Below are 18,173 nucleotides of genomic sequence, written 5' to 3' on the forward strand. Positions count from 1 at the left end.
GGGCAAATTACATTTGCCCCAATAAGGAAAGGGCGAAAAATATTTCGCCCCTACAAAAATTACGCAGGATATGACTATGAAATTAGATCCAAATCGCCGTCAGTTTCTCAAAAATGCCACCAGAACGGCGGCGGGTGTTTGTGGTGTTGGAGTGATCTTAGGGTTACAACAACACCAAGCGAATGCCAAAGAGGGCGTGGCACTTCGTCCACCGGGGGCGTTGCCTGAAAGTGAGTTTTTAGCCGCTTGTACCCGTTGTGGGCAATGCGTGCAGGCTTGTCCTTACGATATGTTGCATTTGGCGAGTTTGCTTTCGCCAATGGAAGCGGGCACACCTTATTTTGTGGCACGGGATAAACCTTGTGAAATGTGTCCGGATATTCCTTGTATGAAGGCTTGTCCAAGCGGTGCGTTAAGCGAAGAGTTGAAAAACATTAATGACGCAAGAATGGGGCTGGCTGTATTGCTCGACCACGAAACTTGCTTGAACTGGCAAGGCTTGCGTTGTGATGTGTGCTATCGTGTTTGTCCGTTGGTGGATAAGGCGATTACCCTTGAGCGTATTCATAATGATCGCACCGGTATCCACGCCAAATTAATTCCAACCGTACATTCCGATGCTTGTACAGGTTGTGGAAAATGTGAGCAGGCTTGTGTGTTGGAAGAAGCTGCCATTAAGGTGCTTCCAATGGATTTAGCTAAAGGCTTACTCGGTCGTCATTACCGATTGGGTTGGAAAGAAAAACAAAATGCTGGCAAAGCGTTGTTGGAAGACCAACACCCTGACGGCTTACGCCCAGCCTTTGAAGCACGTATGCCGGAAGGTATGAATGAGCCGGTTTATCAGCCGATGCAAGTTCAGCCAAATCTTAAAGTGGCGACACCGAGCCGAGCAACGCAAGATTATGTGCCGAAATCGACAACGGTACCTGATGCCGAGCATTTCCCTAATTTAGACTTAAATATCAAAGGGGTGAAATAAATGGTTGAAGTCAAAACAACACCGAATCGCCCACAAGATGCAGGCTTAGAAGCCCGTCAGAAATTAGGTTGGTGGAGAGCTTATCGCTTTCTTATTTTACGCCGTTTAAGCCAACTGGCGATTATTGCAATGTTTTTAAGCGGTCCATTTTGGAATGTTTGGGTTTTGAAAGGGAATTACAGTGCAAGTTTATTATTTGACGTTATTCCCTTAACGGATCCGCTCATTACCGCCGAAAGCCTTGCAACAGGCTATTTGCCGGAATGGAGCACGATTTTAGGGGCGTTAATTATCATCGCTTTTTATGCGCTGGTGGCGACCAAAGCCTTTTGTAGCTGGGTTTGCCCAATGAATATGGTAACCGATGCAGCGGCGTGGTTACGCCGAAAATTGGGTATTCGTCAGAGTGCAAAATTACCAAGAGGGCTACGTTATGCCATTCTTGCGATGATTTTGGTGGGAAGTGCTATTTCCGGCACGCTTTTGTGGGAATGGATCAATCCTGTTGCAGCACTCGGTCGGGTCTTTGTATTCGGTTTAGGTGCAACGTTATGGTTGGTGGCAATCGTGTTCTTCTTTGATCTTTTAGTGGTCGAACACGGCTGGTGTGGACATCTTTGCCCAATCGGGGCAACTTATGCCTTAATTGGTCGTAAAGCACTGATTAAAGTAAATGTGGTTGATCGCAATCGCTGCGACCGTTGTATGGATTGCTACAATGTGTGCCCTGAACCACAAGTGTTACGCTTACCATTGCACGGCAAACCCGAAGATAGCCAAATTGTGTTATCCCAAGATTGCATCAGTTGCGGACGTTGCATTGACGTCTGCCCTGAAAAGGTTTTTGCCTTTGGGAGCCGATTTGAGAAAGGGATTGATGTGAAAAATATATAAACCGTAATAATATTTGCGTAGGGGCGGGTCCTGTGCCCGCCCGAATATACAGGACCCACCCCTACAAAAAATTTTATAAATTAACCGCACTTTATGTTCATTTTTATGGTGCGTTAGCAAACGCACCCTACTAAAATTAAAAACGGAGTGAATTCCAATGAGAAAAATTTTAACCCTAATTTTGACCGCACTTGCAGGTGTTGCGGTGGCAAATACGCAAGTTGCAACGGATATAAACAACACGGCAGAAAGTGTTGCGCCGGCATTTACGAACCCTTATAAAGATGCAGGGAACATCCCGATTACCTTCCCTCATCAACCACCGCTTGTGCCTCATAGCATTCGTGGTTTGCAAGTCACCAAAAATACCAACCAATGTTTAGGTTGCCATTCTCCAGAAGTGGCGCAAACGACAGGTGCAACACGTATTCCTGAAAGTCATTTTATGGATCGTGATGGCAAACGCACAGAGGGCGCATCGCCTCGCCGTTACTTCTGTTTACAATGCCACGTGCAACAAACAGATGTAAACCCGATTATTCAAAACAAATTTGACACAATTCGCCAAACGCAAGGTAAATAAGGAGCAAAACAATGTTTAAAAAATTTTGGAATTGGTTTCGTACACCAAGCAAAATGGCGGCAGGAACAATTATTTTAATTTCAGCCATCGGCGGTATTTTAGCCTGGGGTGGTTTCAACAAAGGCTTAGAATATACCAACACGGAACAGTTCTGTTCTGATTGTCATATGAATGATGTGGTACCTGAATATCAAGCTTCTGTTCACTTCAGCAACCGTTCTGGTGTGAAAGCGATCTGTTCCGATTGCCACGTGCCACACGAATTTTTACCAAAATGGAAACGTAAAATTCAAGCATCAACAGAAGTTTACGCACATTTCACCGGCAAAGTGGATACCAAAGAGAAGTTTGAAGCGCACCGTTTAGAAATGGCAGAACGTGAATGGGCGCGTATGAAAGCCAATAATTCACAAGAATGCCGTAACTGTCATAACTTCGATGATATGGACTTTACCCAACAAAAAACCGTGGCACAGCAAATGCACGCCATGGCTCAAGAGCAAAACAAAACCTGTATTGACTGCCACAAAGGGATTGCTCACAATCTTCCGCATATGGAGAAAGTTCAGAAATCGTTTATTCCTGAGGATATGATTGAGAAAAAAGAACCTGCTTCAAAATAAGATTTAGTGAGAAAAGTTAAGCGGTTGAATTTAACAGATTTTTTGCAAAATGTTTGTTAAATTCAACCGCTTGTTTATTTAAGATTAGTTATATTTTTTCTTTTCAAGAGCGATAGTTTCTTCGCTTGTGATATGAATATCCATCTGATTATATGGAATAGCAATGCCCGCTTCATCAAAGGCTAATTTCACCTTTTCCATAATGCCCCAATAAGTTGCCCAATAATTTGGCGTGTTTACCCACGGGCGTACAACAAGTTGCACGCTGTTTGCCGCCAAAGCGCTCACGGCAATAACCGGTGCAGGATCTTTTAAAACGTTCTGCTCGTTCGCCAAGATATCAGCAACAATGCTTTTTGCCTGCGCAATATCGGCATCGTAAGAGATGTCAAAAATAAAGTCGATTCGGCGTGTTTCGTTGGCAGAGTAGTTCACAATGCTATCAGAGAATACTTTGCCGTTAGGAATAAGTACCGTTTTATTATCGCCGGTACGAAGTTCTAGCACTAATAAACCCATTTCTTCAACCGTACCACTCATACCTCCGGTTTCGATCAAATCTCCTTTCTTGAAAGGTTTAAAGATCAATAACATAACACCAGCTGCAAAGTTTTGTAACGAGTTTTGTAGTGATAAACCGATAGCTAAACCGGCAGCACCGATAAGCGCAACAAGGGAGCTGGTGTTGATTCCTAGTTGCGATAGTGCTGCAATGACAACAATTAAAAGCAATAAGAAGTAGCTTATTGAGCGAACGAAGCTTTGTAGCATTTCGTCTTTGGTTGAAGCTAGCACCGCTTTTGCTAATAATCTGCTGATAAATTTTGCTAAGGATTTGCCGATCACAAAGATCGCAATGGCAAGTAGAATTTTTGTGCCGTAGGGAATAAGCCAATCATGGAGTATTGTTTCAAAGTTCATTGAGCTGACTTTAGTGATCACTTTTTCTGTTTCTGCAATGACATTAACATTTTTAACCGCTTGTTCGGTGGTTTGTCCTGACATTTGATTTCCTCATTAAATGAATAATTACCCCGAAGCCGAGGCGTTTGTGTTAAAATTTGGGATAATATTTTCCCAAAGCAGCAGAATATGACAACAGAAAAAGTAATTAGTGCCCAAGTTCAATTCTTTTCTATTTCAGAAGATGAAGCTGGACAGCGTTTAGATAATTTTTTATTGGCAAAACTCAAAGGCGTGCCAAAAAGCCTGATTTACCGTATTGTGCGTAAAGGCGAAGTACGAGTGAACAAAGGGCGAATTAAACCCGAATATAAGTTACAAGCGGACGATATTGTGCGAATTCCGCCTGTGCGAGTGGCAGAAAAACATGAAGCCCCGATTTCGACCAAACTCAACAAAGTCGCCGAACTCGAACATCAAATTCTCTATGAAGATGATGTGATGTTAGTGATTAACAAACCGTCCGGCATTGCTGTTCACGGCGGTAGCGGTTTAAGTTTTGGTGTGATTGAAGCCTTACGAGCGTTACGCCCACAAGCCCGTTTTTTAGAGCTAGTTTATTGTATTGCCCGAGATACATCGGGGTTGTTGTTAGTGGCAAAAAAACATTCCGCATTGCGTAATTTGCACGAACAGTTGCGTGAAAAAGTGGTGCAGAAAGATTATCTCGCACTCGTGCGTGGGCAGTGGCAATCACACGTTAAAGTGATTAAAGCCCCGCTATTGAAAAACGAATTAGCCAGTGGCGAATGGGATGGGGGAGATTTACAGACGAAAAAAAGGAGTGAGAGAATGATGAGCCACACAAGGTAAAATATATGAAAAATCAAATTATTTCACTCGCCCAAGCCCTTATTCAACGTAAATCTATCAGCCCAAACGATGAAGGTTGCAATGGCACAAGAGCAAAATAAAACCTGCATTGACTGCCATAAAGGGATTGCTCACAATCTCCCGCATATGGAGAAAGTTCAGAAATCATTTATTCCTGAGAATATGATTAAAAAAGGAGACGATAAAAAATAATTAATCTGAAGACCGCACTTTTTAGCTTGCGGTCTTTTTTTGCCTGCTATTTTCCCCTAAACTATAGGGAATTTTTTTCACCGGTATAAATACCGCACTCTATATATTTCAGGTCAATTATGCGTTTACTTATTTTTGTTTTGGCGTTAGTGCTGTTACTGTTTCAATATGACTTATGGTTTGGTAAAAACGGCTATGTGGATTACAAAGAAACTCAAGAACAAATTGAAATTCATAAAGCAGAAAACACGAAATTATCGCAACGAAATCAAGTGATTGCTGCCGAAATTAAGGACTTGAGAGACGGCGTGAATGCGATTCAAGAACGTGCGCGCTTGCAATATGAGATGATCAAGCCGAATGAAACTTTCTATCGTATTACAAAAGAGCATAAATAATGACCGCACTTTGTTATGAAATTGTGGCAGTCGTACCCGCTGCCGGTGTTGGCGCGCGTATGAAAGCCGATAAGCCCAAACAATATTTAACTATTCAAGGCAAAAGCATTTTAGAGCATACCTTGAATGTGCTTTTAACCCATCCAGCGGTGAGCCGAGTGATTTTGGCGGTGGCAAAAGAGGATCCTTATTTGCCAACCTTGCCCATTACACAACATCCGAAAATTCAAATTGTGGAAGGGGGGGAGACGCGCGCAGAGAGTGTGTTAAATGGTCTCAGAGCGATTTCTCATCCAAGTCGAACACGTGTGTTAGTGCATGATGCGGCGCGCCCTTGTTTAAGACATACTGAATTGGATCAGTTGCTGAATATTGACGATGAAAATGGGGCAATTTTAGCGTTGCCTGCGATTGATACCATTAAGCGAGCGGATTCCTTCAAACAAATTGCAGAAACCCAAGATCGAAACTTTATTTGGCTTGCTCAAACGCCACAATATTTCCGTGCGGATTTGCTCATTCAGGCATTAGAACGTGCTGAACAGCAAGGGTTTGTTGTGACGGACGAAGCATCGGCGATGGAATTAGCCGGATTTCGACCGCACTTAGTGGAAGGTGTGAGCAGCAATATTAAGGTTACGCGCCCTGAAGATTTAGCATTGGCAGAATTTTACTTAGGAAAACAGAAAAAATGATCAGAATTGGACATGGCTTTGACGTTCACGCTTTCGGCGAAAATCGCCCTTTGATTATTGGTGGCGTTGAAGTGCCTTATCACACCGGATTTATTGCGCATAGTGATGGCGATGTTGCATTACACGCGTTGACAGATGCCTTACTGGGGGCGGTGGCACTTGGCGATATTGGCAAATTATTTCCTGATACGGATATGCAATTTAAAAATATCGATAGTCGTATTTTACTGCGTGAAGCGTTTCGTCTTGTGCAAGAAAAAGGCTACAAGATTGGCAATGTGGATGTTACTATTATTGCGCAAGCACCTAAAATGCGCCCATACATTGACGCGATGCGCGCTGTGATTGCGGAAGATTTGCAATGTAGTATTGAGCAAGTCAATGTTAAAGCCACCACCACGGAAAAACTTGGTTTCACAGGGCGTGGCGAAGGGATTGCTACAGAAGCGGTCGCGTTGTTGCTTAAAGCATAATTGGCATCATTCAGACCATAAAAAAAGTGCGGTTGAATTAACCGCACTTTAACCTCGCATGAGAAGCTTAGAGAATAAAACGACTCAAATCTTCGTTTTCCACCACATCGCTTAATGCGTCAGAAACGTATTTTTCGTCAATCGTAATTTTCTCGCCCGCACGTTCGCTGGCATCAAAAGAAATACCATCCATTAGGCGTTCAAGCACCGTATGCAAACGGCGAGCACCGATATTCTCGGTTTTCTCGTTTACACGGAACGCGGATTCAGCAATTTTGCTAATACCGTCTTGGGTAAATTCAATGTCAACGCCTTCTGTTTTCATTAACTCTTTGTATTGCAAAGTTAATGAGGCATTTGGTTCGGTTAAAATACGCTCAAAGTCTTCTTTAGTGAGTGATTTCAATTCAACGCGAATTGGCAAACGCCCTTGTAATTCGGGTAATAAATCTGACGGACGAGCCACTTGGAATGCGCCTGAACAGATGAAGAGAATATGATCCGTTTTGATCATACCGTGCTTGGTGTTCACCGTTGAGCCTTCAATAATTGGTAACAAGTCGCGTTGAACGCCTTCGCGCGAAACATCACCACCGCTATGTTCACCTTTTTTACAGATCTTGTCGATTTCATCAATAAACACGATCCCATTTTGTTCAACAGCTTCGATCGCTTGTTGTTTTAATTCTTCAGGATTGACCAACTTCGAGGCTTCTTCATCAATCATCACTTTTAACGCATCTTTGACTTTCATTTTGCGCTTTTTCGTTCTGTTTGGCGACATTCCCTCAAAGAGCGATTGCAACTGCGAAGTCATTTCTTCCATGCCCGGCGGTGTCATAATTTCGACGCTGACTTGAGCGGTGACATCAATTTCAATTTCTTTATCATCAAGTGAACCTTCGCGTAGTTTTTTACGGAACACCTGACGGGTTGATGCATTATCGCTTTCTTGCACATTGCCCCACTGATCTTTAGCTGGTGGCAATAATACATCTAAAATACGATCTTCCGCGGCATCCTGCGCTTTCATACGGTTTTTCTCTACCGCTTGAGAGCGCACGAGTTTCATCGAAACATCCGCCAAATCGCGGATAATAGAATCTACTTCTTTACCCACATAGCCCACTTCGGTGAACTTAGTGGCTTCTACTTTAATGAACGGCGCATTGGCTAATTTCGCTAAACGGCGAGCGATTTCGGTTTTACCCACGCCGGTCGGTCCGATCATTAAAATATTTTTAGGTGTGACTTCTTGGCGTAATTCTTCAGGTAATTGCATACGGCGCCAACGGTTACGCAAGGCAATAGCCACCGCACGTTTTGCTTCATTTTGTCCAATAATATGCGCATCTAATTCAGATACAATTTCTCTTGGGGTCATTGACATAATGTATTCCTAATTATCAAAATTCTTTAATTTTTAACCGCACTTCAGAAATTTAGTCTTAGATTTCTTCGATGACGTGATTATGGTTTGTGTAAATATCAATATCACCGGCAATTGTTAATGCTTGTTTCACAATGTCTGCTGCCGTTAAATTATTTTCGGTGCGTAACAAAGCTAGTGCCGCGGATTTCGCATAATTACCACCCGAACCAATAGCCAATACATCAAATTCAGGTTCAATCACATCGCCGCTACCCGAAACTAATAAAAATTCGCTTTCGTTTGCCACGATCATCATCGCTTCCAAACGGCGCAAAGAACGCTCTGTACGCCATTCTTTTGCTAGTTCTACTGCCGCTTTGACCAAATGCCCTTGGTGCAATTCTAATTTTTTCTCGAATAGATCGCGCAAAATAAACGCGTCCGCCGTTGAACCGGCGAACCCGGTGACCACTTTATCTTTATATAAACGGCGCACTTTACGTACTGTGCCTTTCTCTACGCAATTTCCTAAGGTGGCCTGACCATCACCACCAATCGCCACTTTGCCATTCTTACGAACGCATACAATCGTTGTCATTATTCTGTCCTTTTTCAAGTGAAAGTTGTAAAGAAGATTGGGATAGAAAGGCTGCATTTCAAGGTCAGGTTGTGAGAAATTCTTTGGTGGCCCGTAGAATGAAAAAGGGCAGATATAAAACCTGCCCTTAAAATTACAACCACGATAAATTATTCTTCATCCGTAAATTTCGCCGCTTTGTAAGTCGGTTTCATTAAGTTTTCTACTGAAAGAATATCGTCTAATTGTGCTTCGGTGAGTAAGCCTTTTTCTAACACAACTTCACGTACGCTACGACCTGTGGTTGCACAGATTTTGCCAACGATGTCGCCGTTGTGGTGACCAATAAATGGATTTAAGTAAGTCACAATACCGATTGAGTTAAATACGAAGTTTTCGCAAATTTCTTTGTTTACGGTAATACCGTTGACACATTTATCTTGTAAGTTAATGCACGCATTGCCTAAAATTTCGATTGACTCAAACATGGCTTGACCGATAACAGGTTCCATTACGTTCAATTGTAATTGACCAGCTTCTGCAGCAAATGTTACGGTTGTGTCATTACCGATTACTTTGAAACATACTTGGTTAACCACTTCAGGTACCACCGGGTTAACTTTTGCTGGCATAATTGATGAACCTGCTTGTAATTCCGGTAAGTTGATTTCATTTAAACCTGCACGTGGACCTGAGGATAATAAACGTAAGTCATTACAAACTTTAGATAATTTCACTGCAGTACGTTTTAATGCACCGTGAACCATTACGTAAGCACCACAGTCTGAAGTAGCTTCAATGAGGTTATCTGCAGGAACGCAAGGTAAACCTGTGACTTCTGCAAGATATTTCACGGCAAGTTGTTGATAACCTTCCGGAGTATTTAATGCAGTACCAATTGCGGTTGCCCCTAAGTTGACTTCAAGTAATAAATCCGCTGTACGTTTTAAGTTTTTCACTTCTTCTTCAAGCAATACGGCGAATGCTTTGAATTCTTGACCAACCGTCATTGGCACGGCATCTTGTAATTGGGTACGACCCATTTTTAGGATATTGGCAAATTCTTTTGCTTTGCTATCAAATCCATCGTGTAAATATTGGATTTGGTCAATGAGTTTTAAAATGCTGTTATAAACCGCAATACGGAAACCTGTAGGGTAAGCATCGTTAGTTGATTGGCTGGCATTAACATGGTCCATTGGGTTGATCACGTTGTATTCACCTTTTTGATGACCTAAAATTTCTAATGCAAGGTTTGCCACCACTTCGTTGGTATTCATATTTACAGATGTGCCGGCACCGCCTTGATAAACATCAGACGGGAATTGATCCATGCAACGACCGTTCACCAAGATTTCATCACAAGCTTGAACGATAGCTTTTGCGATTTTTTTCGGAATGGCACCTAGTTCACCGTTAGCCAGTGCGGTGGCTTTTTTTACCATTACCATACCGCGTACAAATTCCGGTACGTCAGAAATGGTGACGTTAGAAATATTGAAATTTTCCACCGCTCTTAAAGTGTGAATACCCCAATAAACATCATTTGAAACTTCGCGTTCGCCTAATAAATCAACTTCAATACGAGTGTTGCTCATTGTTTTCTCCAAAAAATAGGGATTAAATTCGTGGCGGATCATACCCCGATTTAGGGATAATAAATTTGATCTCTGTCAAGTTTTTAAGATTGAATTCAAGATATAAATTTATTCTTCGCATTATAAAATTTAGGTTGTAATTTATTCAAATAAGCCTACTCTAAACTACCTTTTTAGGGTTATCTGCATGGTGTATATAAAAAACCTTGCAAAACACGGGATTTTTACTAAAATTCACCTTCGAAAAAGTGACGCAAACGGTTAAATGTAAAAGCAGTATCACTTTTTGAACCGATTTTTTTATTATTATGGAGAAATAGAACATGTCAGCAATGTTCCTTATTCAATTTGCCATCGTACTTTTATGTATCTTGGTAGGGGCTCGAGTTGGTGGTATCGGCTTGGGTGTGTTTGGTGGTTTAGGCTTAGCCATTTTATCCTTTGGCTTTGATTTAAAACCGGCGGGTCTTCCTATTGACGTTATGTTTATGATTATGGCAGTGGTTTCAGCGGCAGCAGCGATGCAAGCGGCTGGCGGTTTAGATTATATGATCAAAATCGCAACTAACATCTTACGCCGTAATCCAAAATACATTACCTTTATGGCACCTGCAGTAACTTGGACTTTCACTGTGTTAGCAGGTACAGGCCACGTAGCTTATTCTGTATTACCTGTGATTGCAGAAGTAAGTCGTCATAACGGTGTGCGCCCTGAACGTCCACTTTCAATGGCGGTAATTGCATCACAATTTGCGATTGTTGCAAGCCCGATTGCGGCAGCGGTAGTTGCTGTGGTGAACTATCTTGAACCACAAGGCATTACGCTAGGTTCAGTGCTTTCTGTTACAGTCCCTGCAACAATTTTAGGTATTGCGTTAGCTTGTGTATTTGTAAACAAAATGGGTAAAGAATTAAAAGATGACCCGGAATATCAACGCCGTTTACAAGATCCAGAGTACATCAGAGAAAACCACACTGATGTAAAAGTAGATGAAATCAAACTCAAACCAACCGCGAAATTATCTGTCGGTTTATTCTTATTTGGTGCATTATTAGTGGTATTAATGGGTGCGATGCCTTCATTACGTCCGGCATTTGATGGTAAACCAATGGGTATGGCGCACACGATCGAAATCGTGATGTTAACCATTGGTGCATTAATTATCTTATTCTGTAAACCGGATGGTAATGAAATCACTAAAGGTTCTGTATTCCATGCAGGTATGCGTGCGGTAATCGCTATCTTTGGTATTGCATGGTTAGGCGATACCTTAATGCAAGGTCATATGGATGAAGTAAAAGGCATGGTAACAGGTTTAGTAGAAACTGCACCATGGACATTCGCTTTCGCCTTATTCGTGTTATCTGTATTAGTTAATAGCCAAGGTGCGACAGTGGCAACTTTATTCCCATTAGCGATTGCTTTAGGTATTCCTGCACCAGTCTTAATCGGGGTATTCGTTGCTGTTAACGGTTACTTCTTTATCCCGAACTACGGCCCAATCATTGCGTCAATCGACTTTGACACAACGGGTACAACGAAAATCGGTAAATTCATTTTCAACCACAGCTTTATGCTTCCGGGCTTATTAAGCATGGTATTCAGTATTGCTTTTGGTTTGTTATTTGCGAATATGTTCCTGTAATATCGCAAGTATTCTATATTGATTGAGGGCGGGTTTATTACTCGCCCTTATTATTTAGGACTTGGCTATTATTAGCGCGTGCGAAACCTAAGCTAAAAATCAATGTGGTTGATATTGGTAATGCAAAAGCGGCAAACTACGCGGCTCGTGTGACGGGAGGCAAAGTATTCACTACCAATAATCCATCACAAGTAACCAAAATGATTAATCAAGCGATCAAACCAATGGAAGTCGAAGAAGAGTGTAAATAGGCATTTTGTTAGGAACTGAAAGGTGTAATAGACAAATTTGTTCATTACACCTTTCCGAAAGCAAAACAATTAACCTTTAGTCGGATAGTCCCACCAAATATCGAATAATTCGCTGATTTCGATTTGTTGTAAACCGTTATTTTCTAGCCAAGTTTTCACTAAAGTGCGGTGAGATTCGTCACATTTTCCTAATTTTTCAAGGCAAACCAAACCTTCCCAATGTAAGTAACCACTGCCTTCATAGGCTAAACCATTAGGTTGGATGACTTCCGCAATAAAACGATCAACTGTAGCATCGATTTGGTCGATAGCCGTTCCTTCAGCAAATTGCCAGTTCACTAAAAAGCCCAATTCTTGGAATTCTGCCAAGTGCATTTTTTTGCGTTGGCGTGCATTACGTTTAATAGCCATAATATTCTCCTATTATGTGTTGGTTAATCTTTTATAAAATATAAATCCCAAACGCCATGCCCGAGTCGGTGACCGCGAGCTTCAAACTTCGTTAATGGACGAAAGTCAGGGCGGGGAATATAGTCATTGGTTGCTGATGTATTACGAATTCCCACCGTATTTTGCATTGCTTGTAATACTTCCAACATATGCTCAGCATAATTTTCCCAGTCCGTTGCAAAATGAATAAAACCACCAGCGGATAATTTTTGGGCTACGGTTTCTATAAAGTGCGGTTGAACAATGCGGCGTTTATGGTGTTTTGCTTTATGCCAAGGATCAGGAAAGAAAAGTTGCAACCCGCCAAGCGATTCGTCAGCAATACAATCACGTAAAATTTCCGTTGCATCGTGGCAAATAACTCGTAAATTCTTTACCCCTTTTTCAATGGCATAGGCGAGACAAGCTCCAACGCCAGGCGTATGCACTTCAATACCAAGATAGTTTTTATCTGGGTTTTGTTCTGCCATTTCAACCAAGGATTTGCCCATACCAAATCCGATTTCTAACACAACAGGGTTGGTATTACCATAAATCTTTTCAAAATCAAAAGGTTCCGTTTGATGATCTAAGCCGTATTCAGCCCAATTTTCATTCATCATATTGCGTTGGAATTCGCTTAAACGCCCTGTTCGTAGCACGAAACTCCGAATTTTACGCTTATAACGTCCGTCTTCAGTAAACTCAGCAGTTTCTACGGTTTTACGTTTTTGATCGGCAAAAGTTTGTTTTTGTTCTGTCATATTTTCGATAGCTCAAATTAAATCGCAGTGAATTATAAGCGGTTATTATGCTAAAATCTATGCTCATTTTTAACCGCACTTAAGTTCTTTATGCAAGCAACATCTTCCGCTACAGCCCCTTTTGCTCACAGCGTTTTAACTTGGTTTGAGCAGTTTGGACGCAAACATTTACCTTGGCAACAAAATAAAACCCTTTACGGTGTTTGGTTGTCGGAAGTGATGTTGCAACAAACACAAGTGGCAACGGTGATTCCTTATTTTGAACGATTTATCAAAACCTTTCCAACTATCACCGCACTTGCCAATGCGAAACAAGACGAAGTGTTGCATTTATGGACAGGCTTGGGCTATTACGCCCGCGCGCGCAATTTGCACAAAGCTGCCCAACAAATTCGCGATCAATTTCATGGTGAATTTCCCCAAGATTTTGATCAGGTTTTGGCATTATCTGGCATAGGACGTAGCACCGCTGGTGCGATTCTCTCTTCGGTTTTGGGGCAGCCTTATCCCATTTTGGATGGCAATGTAAAGCGTGTACTTTCTCGTTATTTTTGTGTGGAAGGTTGGGCTGGAGAGAAAGCGGTGGAAAATCAACTTTGGGCGTTAAGTGCAGAAGTGACACCACGTGATCGTGTGGCTGATTTTAACCAAGCTATGATGGATATTGGCGCTTTAGTTTGTACTCGTACAAAACCCAAATGCGATCTTTGCCCGTTGAAGCAAAAGTGCGGTGCAAATTTAACGAATTCTTGGGCGGAGTTTCCGGCTAAAAAGCCGAAAAAAACGTTACCTGAACGTAAAAGCTATTTTTTGATTTTGGCTCAACATAACAAAGTGGCGTTGGAACAACGCCCTAGTTCAGGACTGTGGGGCGGATTGTATTGCTTCCCGCAATTTGAGACAAAATCAGCGTTACTCACTGAGTTGCAGCGACAAGGTATCCGGCAATATCAGGAATGGACTATATTTCGTCATACCTTTAGTCATTTTCATTTAGACATTTATCCTATTTATGCGGAACTTGATGGTGATAATTTTGACCAAGATCGTTGTAACTGGAAAAAAATCGAAGAAATTCAGGCGGAATATCAATCTTCAGTACAAAGTGCGGTTAAATATTGGTATGATCCGCAAAATCCTGAGCCAATTGGGTTGGCTACGCCAGTAAAAAATTTATTATTAGAATTTCAGAAAGGACGTAAGAATGGCTAGAACTGTATTTTGCTCTTATTTAAAACAAGAAGCTGAAGGGTTGGATTTTCAGCTTTATCCCGGGGATTTAGGGAAGCGTATTTTTGAGAATATCAGCAAACAAGCGTGGGGCGAGTGGCTGAAAAAACAAACCATGCTGGTGAATGAAAAAAAATTGAATATGATGAATGTGGAACATCGCCAATTATTAGAAACAGAAATGGTGAATTTTCTTTTTGAAGGAAAAGAGGTCAAAATTGACGGTTATACGCCTCCTGCAAACTAATGAGTAAAAATAATGAAGCTTACTTTAAGAAAATTATTGGTTTTAGCGATTGTGCCATTTTTGTATGCTTGTTCTTCAAGCAATACCGAACTGGATGATGTCTTTTCAAAAGATACCCATGGTTTAGATATATTAACGGGGCAGTTTTCGCAAAATATTGACCAAATTTGGGGGGTTAATGAACTGCTTGTGGCGAGTCGCCAAGACTATGTGAAATATACGGACAGTTATTATACGCGTAGCCATATCAGCTTTGATGATGGTCGAATTATCATCGAAACCTTAGCTGATGCGAATCGTTTGCATAGTGCTATTGTGCACACTTTGTTGATGGGTTCTGATGCCAAAGGCATTGACTTATTTGCTTCAGGTGATACACCGATTAGTAGCCGTCCTTTCTTAGTTGGGCAAGTGGTAAATAATTTCGGTCAGTCCATTACAGATGTGAATATTGCCAATAATTTTGCAACCTATTTGATTCAAAATAAATTACAGCAACGCCGTTTGTCTAATGGGCGTACTGTGCAGTTTGTGGCAATTCAAATGATTGCAAACCATGTCAATGTCCGTGCGCGTAAATATTTGCCTTATGTGCGTAAATCCTCGCGTCAATATGGTATTGATGAAAGTTTGATTTTAGGTATTATGCAAACCGAATCGAGTTTTAACCCTTATGCGATTAGCTATGCTAATGCCATGGGATTGATGCAAGTTGTACCGCATACCGCAGGTCGTGATGTGTTTAAAATGAAAGGTCGCAGTGGTCAGCCAAATAAATCATATTTATTTGATCCGGAGAAAAATATTGACGCAGGCGTCTCTTATTTGTGGCTGTTGAAAAATGAATATTTGGCCGGTATTGAAAATCCAACATCTATGCGTTATGCCATGATTTCTGCTTATAACAGTGGTGCAGGTGCGGTATTGCGTGTATTTAGTAATGATTTAGATGAAGCGGTTGAGATCATTAACAGAATGCAACCAGAGCAAGTTTATCGCATCTTAACGACAAGCCACCCATCAGCGCAAGCGCGTAATTATTTGGTGAAGGTAGATAAAGCTCAACGTGGTTATCGTAGAGCGCAGTAATTCCTAGTAAAAATCCTTATGGTGAAAATCATAAGGATTTTTTGTCGCTTAAATTGGCGTAGAGAATGAAAAACGATACGTTCTTTGAGTGTTTTGTATTCATTCTGAATATTAAACAAGCAAACAATTAAAAAATTGAATTTTTTTGAAAATAACAGTTGACCCGCAAGTCGAAATCCTTATAATACGCCACGTGTTAACGCGATAGCGTAACGCCTCGATAGCTCAGTCGGTAGAGCAGGGGATTGAAAATCCCCGTGTCGGTGGTTCGATTCCGCCTCGAGGCACCACTCTTCCTCCTTAGTTCAGTCGGTAGAACGGTGGACTGTTAATCCATATGTCGCAGGTTCGAGTCCCGCAGGAGGAGCCATATTAAGAAGCCCTGATAACGAAAGTTATCAGGGTTTTGCTTTTTTGTCTATTACACCTATGAAATTAAAAAAGGATGCATAAACATCCTTTTAGTCATACTTATATTTATTTTGCCAACCCTAGTTGCCCAATCTTGACGCCTAAATTGCCTAATGAAACAGGATCTAAATAATCCGCCAAGAAAATAAAGAGTTCATTTAAATCAGTAAAAGTGCGGTGAATTTTCACTTCGTTTTCCACTTTACGCGTAAATTCATATTGCACATTGTCGCCATGAATATGCGCTTCCAGAGTGATGTAAATAGTTTCAAAAAAGTGGCTGGTTGCCCCTTCTTCACCTGGGTCACTAATGCGCACATTCCAGTTATTACTATATAAAAGTTCTGTTTTTACTGACATAATTACCTCTAATGTATTGTTGTATTCACTGTTAAAAACCCGATTATAAAATCTCTCAAAACAGATATTTTATGATCGGGCTTTTCATAATAACGATGGCTATGCTTAGCTTTACGCTGATAACTTCCTTTTCCTTTTAATTTTTTCTCAACGCGATGACGAAATAATCGATCATGCAATAATGCTTGAATAGCATTATCTCTAATTTCACCACGAGTATGTTGATAAGAGATGTTACCTTGAATATAGGAATGTTCAAGGCATATGTTTTTTTGTTTTGCCATAGTTTCCTCCAAATAAACGGGGCTCATTATATATGTAATTCCCTGGAATTTTAACTTATAATCAATAAAAATTTTGATTGAGAGAAAATTAAGATGATTGATTTATTTAAAAGTTGGTATAAACGTCGATTTAGTGATCCTCAAGCGATGAGTCTTGCGGCAATTTTGTTATTTGGATTTTTTTCTATTTATTTTTTCAGTGATTTGATTGCACCATTGCTCATTGCCATTGTTCTTGCTTATTTGCTTGAAATGCCTATTAAGTTTTTAAACCAAAAACTCAAAGTACCACGAATGCTTGCCATCACCTTCATGCTTGGTGGTTTTATTGCATTAGTGTTGACGATTGTATTGGGTTTGATGCCGAGTTTAGTTAATCAAACGATAAAATTACTTAGCGACTTACCTAATATGTTTAACCGTTTTCATGCTTGGATGGCAACCTTGCCTGAAAGTTATCCCGAATTAGTGGATTATCAAATGGTGGAAAGTATTTTTAGTTCAACTCGCGAAAAAATCTTACTATTTGGGGAAAGTGCGGTGAAATTTTCCTTAAGTTCGATTATAAATTTAGTTTCTATCGGGATTTATGCTTTTTTAGTTCCGTTAATGATGTTTTTTATGTTGAAAGATAAAGAGTTATTAATCGGTTCATTAGTGCGTTTTTTACCTAAAAATCGCATGTTAGCGTTTAATGTTTGGGAAGAAATGCAACAACAAATTGCAAATTATATTCGTGGTAAATTGCTTGAAATCGCGATTGTGACCGTAGTGACGTATATCATTTTCTTATTCTTTGGCTTGAATTATGCGCTCTTATTAGCGGTGGCAGTAGGGCTATCCGTCCTGATTCCTTACGTAGGCGCGGTGCTCGTTACCATTCCTGTTGTTGCCCTTGCTCTTGCTCAATTTGGTGATCATTCCACATTTTGGTATTTGCTCATTGCCTATGTGGTGTCCCAATTGCTGGACGGTAACTTACTCGTTCCCTTCTTATTTTCCGAAGCGGTTAACTTACACCCCTTAACTATCATTGTTGCCGTCCTGATTTTTGGCGGATTATGGGGCTTCTGGGGCGTATTTTTTGCTATTCCTTTGGCAACGTTAGTGAAAGCGGTGGTGAATGCGTGGCCTGATAGTATGGAAAATAGAACAGTTTAGTTTTATTTTAGGCTGATTTTTGAAGTGCGGTTGAAATTAACCGCACTTTTTTTATGAGCATTTGTAAGAGAATTATTTGGCAAGTTGATTGATATGGAGAGTATAATGAGATGACCG

General features: G+C 40.9%; 21 protein-coding genes, 2 tRNA genes and 2 pseudogenes. 17 read left to right on the plus strand and 8 right to left on the minus strand.

All coding sequences use genetic code 11. From position 1 onward, the window contains the following. Positions 1-76: 76 nt before the first annotated feature. The 4 genes from napG (at position 77) to E7T07_RS00650 (ending at position 3,082) form a co-directional block, all read left to right on the plus strand. Complete coding sequence (gene napG / locus E7T07_RS00635; RefSeq protein ID WP_135709006.1) at positions 77-982, plus strand: ferredoxin-type protein NapG; 906 nt, start codon at positions 77-79, stop codon at positions 980-982. Further along, positions 983-1,876: a quinol dehydrogenase ferredoxin subunit NapH gene (gene napH / locus E7T07_RS00640; protein WP_135709007.1), complete on the plus strand. Its 894-nt coding sequence runs from the start codon at positions 983-985 to the stop codon at positions 1,874-1,876. Positions 1,877-2,033: 157 nt separating this feature from the next. Continuing rightward, positions 2,034-2,459, plus strand: coding sequence for a nitrate reductase cytochrome c-type subunit (locus tag E7T07_RS00645; RefSeq protein ID WP_135709008.1), 426 nt, complete (start codon positions 2,034-2,036; stop codon positions 2,457-2,459). 11 nt (positions 2,460-2,470) lie between these two features. Continuing rightward, the gene (locus tag E7T07_RS00650; RefSeq protein ID WP_108922577.1) at positions 2,471-3,082 is read left to right on the plus strand and encodes a cytochrome c3 family protein; all 612 of its coding nucleotides are present in this window, start codon (positions 2,471-2,473) and stop codon (positions 3,080-3,082) included. 84 nt (positions 3,083-3,166) lie between these two features. Here the strand turns inward: E7T07_RS00650 and E7T07_RS00655 are convergent, their stop codons facing one another. Continuing rightward, positions 3,167-4,087 carry a mechanosensitive ion channel family protein gene (locus E7T07_RS00655; protein WP_135709009.1) on the minus strand — a complete coding sequence of 307 codons (921 nt, stop codon included), beginning with the start codon at positions 4,085-4,087 and terminating at the stop codon, positions 3,167-3,169. A gap of 87 nt (positions 4,088-4,174) precedes the next feature. Here E7T07_RS00655 and rluC point away from each other — a divergent pair. From rluC to ispF, 5 genes and pseudogenes are all read left to right on the plus strand, one after another. Continuing rightward, positions 4,175-4,795 (plus strand): annotated as a pseudogene (gene rluC, locus E7T07_RS00660) (23S rRNA pseudouridine(955/2504/2580) synthase RluC); the annotation flags it as partial. Positions 4,796-4,936: 141 nt separating this feature from the next. Further along, a pseudogene (locus tag E7T07_RS00665) lies at positions 4,937-5,071 on the plus strand (NapC/NirT family cytochrome c); the annotation flags it as partial. A 119-nt stretch (positions 5,072-5,190) separates the two neighbouring features. Continuing rightward, a complete protein-coding gene (gene ftsB, locus E7T07_RS00670) occupies positions 5,191-5,469 on the plus strand; it encodes a cell division protein FtsB (RefSeq protein ID WP_135709010.1) in 279 nt (92 codons plus the stop codon). Then, positions 5,469-6,164 carry a 2-C-methyl-D-erythritol 4-phosphate cytidylyltransferase gene (gene ispD / locus E7T07_RS00675; protein WP_135709011.1) on the plus strand — a complete coding sequence of 232 codons (696 nt, stop codon included), beginning with the start codon at positions 5,469-5,471 and terminating at the stop codon, positions 6,162-6,164. The genes ftsB and ispD overlap by 1 nt, the downstream gene beginning before the upstream one ends. Beyond that, positions 6,161-6,637: a 2-C-methyl-D-erythritol 2,4-cyclodiphosphate synthase gene (gene ispF, locus E7T07_RS00680; protein ID WP_135709012.1), complete on the plus strand. Its 477-nt coding sequence runs from the start codon at positions 6,161-6,163 to the stop codon at positions 6,635-6,637. The genes ispD and ispF overlap by 4 nt, the downstream gene beginning before the upstream one ends. Positions 6,638-6,704: 67 nt before the next feature. On the opposite strand, the gene hslU is transcribed toward ispF, so the two are convergent. From hslU to aspA, 3 genes are all read right to left on the minus strand, one after another. Continuing rightward, the gene (gene hslU / locus E7T07_RS00685) at positions 6,705-8,030 is read right to left on the minus strand and encodes an ATP-dependent protease ATPase subunit HslU (protein ID WP_180338705.1); all 1,326 of its coding nucleotides are present in this window, start codon (positions 8,028-8,030) and stop codon (positions 6,705-6,707) included. Positions 8,031-8,085: 55 nt separating this feature from the next. Further along, complete coding sequence (hslV, locus tag E7T07_RS00690) at positions 8,086-8,607, minus strand: ATP-dependent protease subunit HslV (RefSeq protein ID WP_135709014.1); 522 nt, start codon at positions 8,605-8,607, stop codon at positions 8,086-8,088. Between the two features lie 149 nt (positions 8,608-8,756). After that, positions 8,757-10,184, minus strand: a complete 1,428-nt coding sequence (aspA, locus tag E7T07_RS00695; protein WP_135709015.1) for an aspartate ammonia-lyase — start codon at positions 10,182-10,184, stop codon at positions 8,757-8,759. Between the two features lie 323 nt (positions 10,185-10,507). Between aspA and E7T07_RS00700 the strand changes: the two genes are divergently transcribed. Both E7T07_RS00700 and E7T07_RS00705 read left to right on the plus strand, forming a co-directional pair. Further along, positions 10,508-11,830 (plus strand): anaerobic C4-dicarboxylate transporter, encoded by a 1,323-nt coding sequence (locus E7T07_RS00700; RefSeq protein WP_135709016.1) that lies wholly within the window; start codon positions 10,508-10,510, stop codon positions 11,828-11,830. Positions 11,831-11,934: 104 nt separating this feature from the next. Continuing rightward, a complete protein-coding gene (locus tag E7T07_RS00705; RefSeq protein ID WP_180338704.1) occupies positions 11,935-12,081 on the plus strand; it encodes a hypothetical protein in 147 nt (48 codons plus the stop codon). A 69-nt stretch (positions 12,082-12,150) separates the two neighbouring features. On the opposite strand, the gene E7T07_RS00710 is transcribed toward E7T07_RS00705, so the two are convergent. Both E7T07_RS00710 and trmB read right to left on the minus strand, forming a co-directional pair. Then, a complete protein-coding gene (locus E7T07_RS00710) occupies positions 12,151-12,492 on the minus strand; it encodes a YggL family protein (protein ID WP_135709017.1) in 342 nt (113 codons plus the stop codon). A gap of 23 nt (positions 12,493-12,515) precedes the next feature. Then, on the minus strand, positions 12,516-13,274 hold the full coding sequence (trmB, locus tag E7T07_RS00715) for a tRNA (guanosine(46)-N7)-methyltransferase TrmB (protein ID WP_135709018.1): 759 nt from the start codon (positions 13,272-13,274) through the stop codon (positions 12,516-12,518). Between the two features lie 90 nt (positions 13,275-13,364). Here trmB and mutY point away from each other — a divergent pair, with 90 nt between their 5' ends. The 5 genes from mutY (at position 13,365) to E7T07_RS00740 (ending at position 16,210) form a co-directional block, all read left to right on the plus strand. Beyond that, positions 13,365-14,486, plus strand: a complete 1,122-nt coding sequence (gene mutY / locus E7T07_RS00720) for an A/G-specific adenine glycosylase (protein WP_135709019.1) — start codon at positions 13,365-13,367, stop codon at positions 14,484-14,486. Then, entirely contained in the window at positions 14,479-14,751 is a 273-nt protein-coding gene (locus E7T07_RS00725; protein ID WP_135709020.1) for an oxidative damage protection protein, read from the plus strand. The genes mutY and E7T07_RS00725 overlap by 8 nt, the downstream gene beginning before the upstream one ends. Before the next feature lie 12 nt (positions 14,752-14,763). Next, complete coding sequence (mltC, locus tag E7T07_RS00730) at positions 14,764-15,840, plus strand: membrane-bound lytic murein transglycosylase MltC (RefSeq protein WP_135709021.1); 1,077 nt, start codon at positions 14,764-14,766, stop codon at positions 15,838-15,840. Between the two features lie 214 nt (positions 15,841-16,054). After that, positions 16,055-16,130: transfer RNA gene (locus E7T07_RS00735), tRNA-Phe, on the plus strand. 4 nt (positions 16,131-16,134) lie between these two features. Continuing rightward, positions 16,135-16,210: transfer RNA gene (locus tag E7T07_RS00740), tRNA-Asn, on the plus strand. 107 nt (positions 16,211-16,317) lie between these two features. Here the strand turns inward: E7T07_RS00740 and E7T07_RS00745 are convergent. Next, complete coding sequence (locus E7T07_RS00745) at positions 16,318-16,611, minus strand: DUF5377 domain-containing protein (protein WP_135709022.1); 294 nt, start codon at positions 16,609-16,611, stop codon at positions 16,318-16,320. 8 nt (positions 16,612-16,619) lie between these two features. Next, positions 16,620-16,895, minus strand: coding sequence for an alternative ribosome-rescue factor A (locus E7T07_RS00750; RefSeq protein ID WP_135709023.1), 276 nt, complete (start codon positions 16,893-16,895; stop codon positions 16,620-16,622). 93 nt (positions 16,896-16,988) lie between these two features. Between E7T07_RS00750 and E7T07_RS00755 the strand changes: the two genes are divergently transcribed. Next, complete coding sequence (locus tag E7T07_RS00755) at positions 16,989-18,056, plus strand: AI-2E family transporter (protein ID WP_135709024.1); 1,068 nt, start codon at positions 16,989-16,991, stop codon at positions 18,054-18,056. The last annotated feature ends 117 nt before the right edge of the window (positions 18,057-18,173 follow it).

Origin of the sequence: Actinobacillus porcinus, from assembly GCF_901764995.1 — a bacterium.
In the GTDB taxonomy this organism is placed as follows: Bacteria; Pseudomonadota; Gammaproteobacteria; order Enterobacterales; family Pasteurellaceae; genus Exercitatus; species Exercitatus porcinus.

Coding starts and splice junctions, on each gene's coding strand:
- napG (WP_135709006.1), top strand. CDS start 77: ATGAAATTAGATCCAAATCGCCGTCAGTTTCTCAAAAATGCCACCAGA.
- napH (WP_135709007.1), top strand. CDS start 983: ATGGTTGAAGTCAAAACAACACCGAATCGCCCACAAGATGCAGGCTTA.
- E7T07_RS00645 (WP_135709008.1), top strand. CDS start 2,034: ATGAGAAAAATTTTAACCCTAATTTTGACCGCACTTGCAGGTGTTGCG.
- E7T07_RS00650 (WP_108922577.1), top strand. CDS start 2,471: ATGTTTAAAAAATTTTGGAATTGGTTTCGTACACCAAGCAAAATGGCG.
- E7T07_RS00655 (WP_135709009.1), bottom strand. CDS start 4,087: ATGTCAGGACAAACCACCGAACAAGCGGTTAAAAATGTTAATGTCATT.
- ftsB (WP_135709010.1), top strand. CDS start 5,191: ATGCGTTTACTTATTTTTGTTTTGGCGTTAGTGCTGTTACTGTTTCAA.
- ispD (WP_135709011.1), top strand. CDS start 5,469: ATGACCGCACTTTGTTATGAAATTGTGGCAGTCGTACCCGCTGCCGGT.
- ispF (WP_135709012.1), top strand. CDS start 6,161: ATGATCAGAATTGGACATGGCTTTGACGTTCACGCTTTCGGCGAAAAT.
- hslV (WP_135709014.1), bottom strand. CDS start 8,607: ATGACAACGATTGTATGCGTTCGTAAGAATGGCAAAGTGGCGATTGGT.
- aspA (WP_135709015.1), bottom strand. CDS start 10,184: ATGAGCAACACTCGTATTGAAGTTGATTTATTAGGCGAACGCGAAGTT.
- E7T07_RS00700 (WP_135709016.1), top strand. CDS start 10,508: ATGTCAGCAATGTTCCTTATTCAATTTGCCATCGTACTTTTATGTATC.
- E7T07_RS00710 (WP_135709017.1), bottom strand. CDS start 12,492: ATGGCTATTAAACGTAATGCACGCCAACGCAAAAAAATGCACTTGGCA.
- trmB (WP_135709018.1), bottom strand. CDS start 13,274: ATGACAGAACAAAAACAAACTTTTGCCGATCAAAAACGTAAAACCGTA.
- mutY (WP_135709019.1), top strand. CDS start 13,365: ATGCAAGCAACATCTTCCGCTACAGCCCCTTTTGCTCACAGCGTTTTA.
- E7T07_RS00725 (WP_135709020.1), top strand. CDS start 14,479: ATGGCTAGAACTGTATTTTGCTCTTATTTAAAACAAGAAGCTGAAGGG.
- mltC (WP_135709021.1), top strand. CDS start 14,764: ATGAAGCTTACTTTAAGAAAATTATTGGTTTTAGCGATTGTGCCATTT.
- E7T07_RS00745 (WP_135709022.1), bottom strand. CDS start 16,611: ATGTCAGTAAAAACAGAACTTTTATATAGTAATAACTGGAATGTGCGC.
- E7T07_RS00750 (WP_135709023.1), bottom strand. CDS start 16,895: ATGGCAAAACAAAAAAACATATGCCTTGAACATTCCTATATTCAAGGT.
- E7T07_RS00755 (WP_135709024.1), top strand. CDS start 16,989: ATGATTGATTTATTTAAAAGTTGGTATAAACGTCGATTTAGTGATCCT.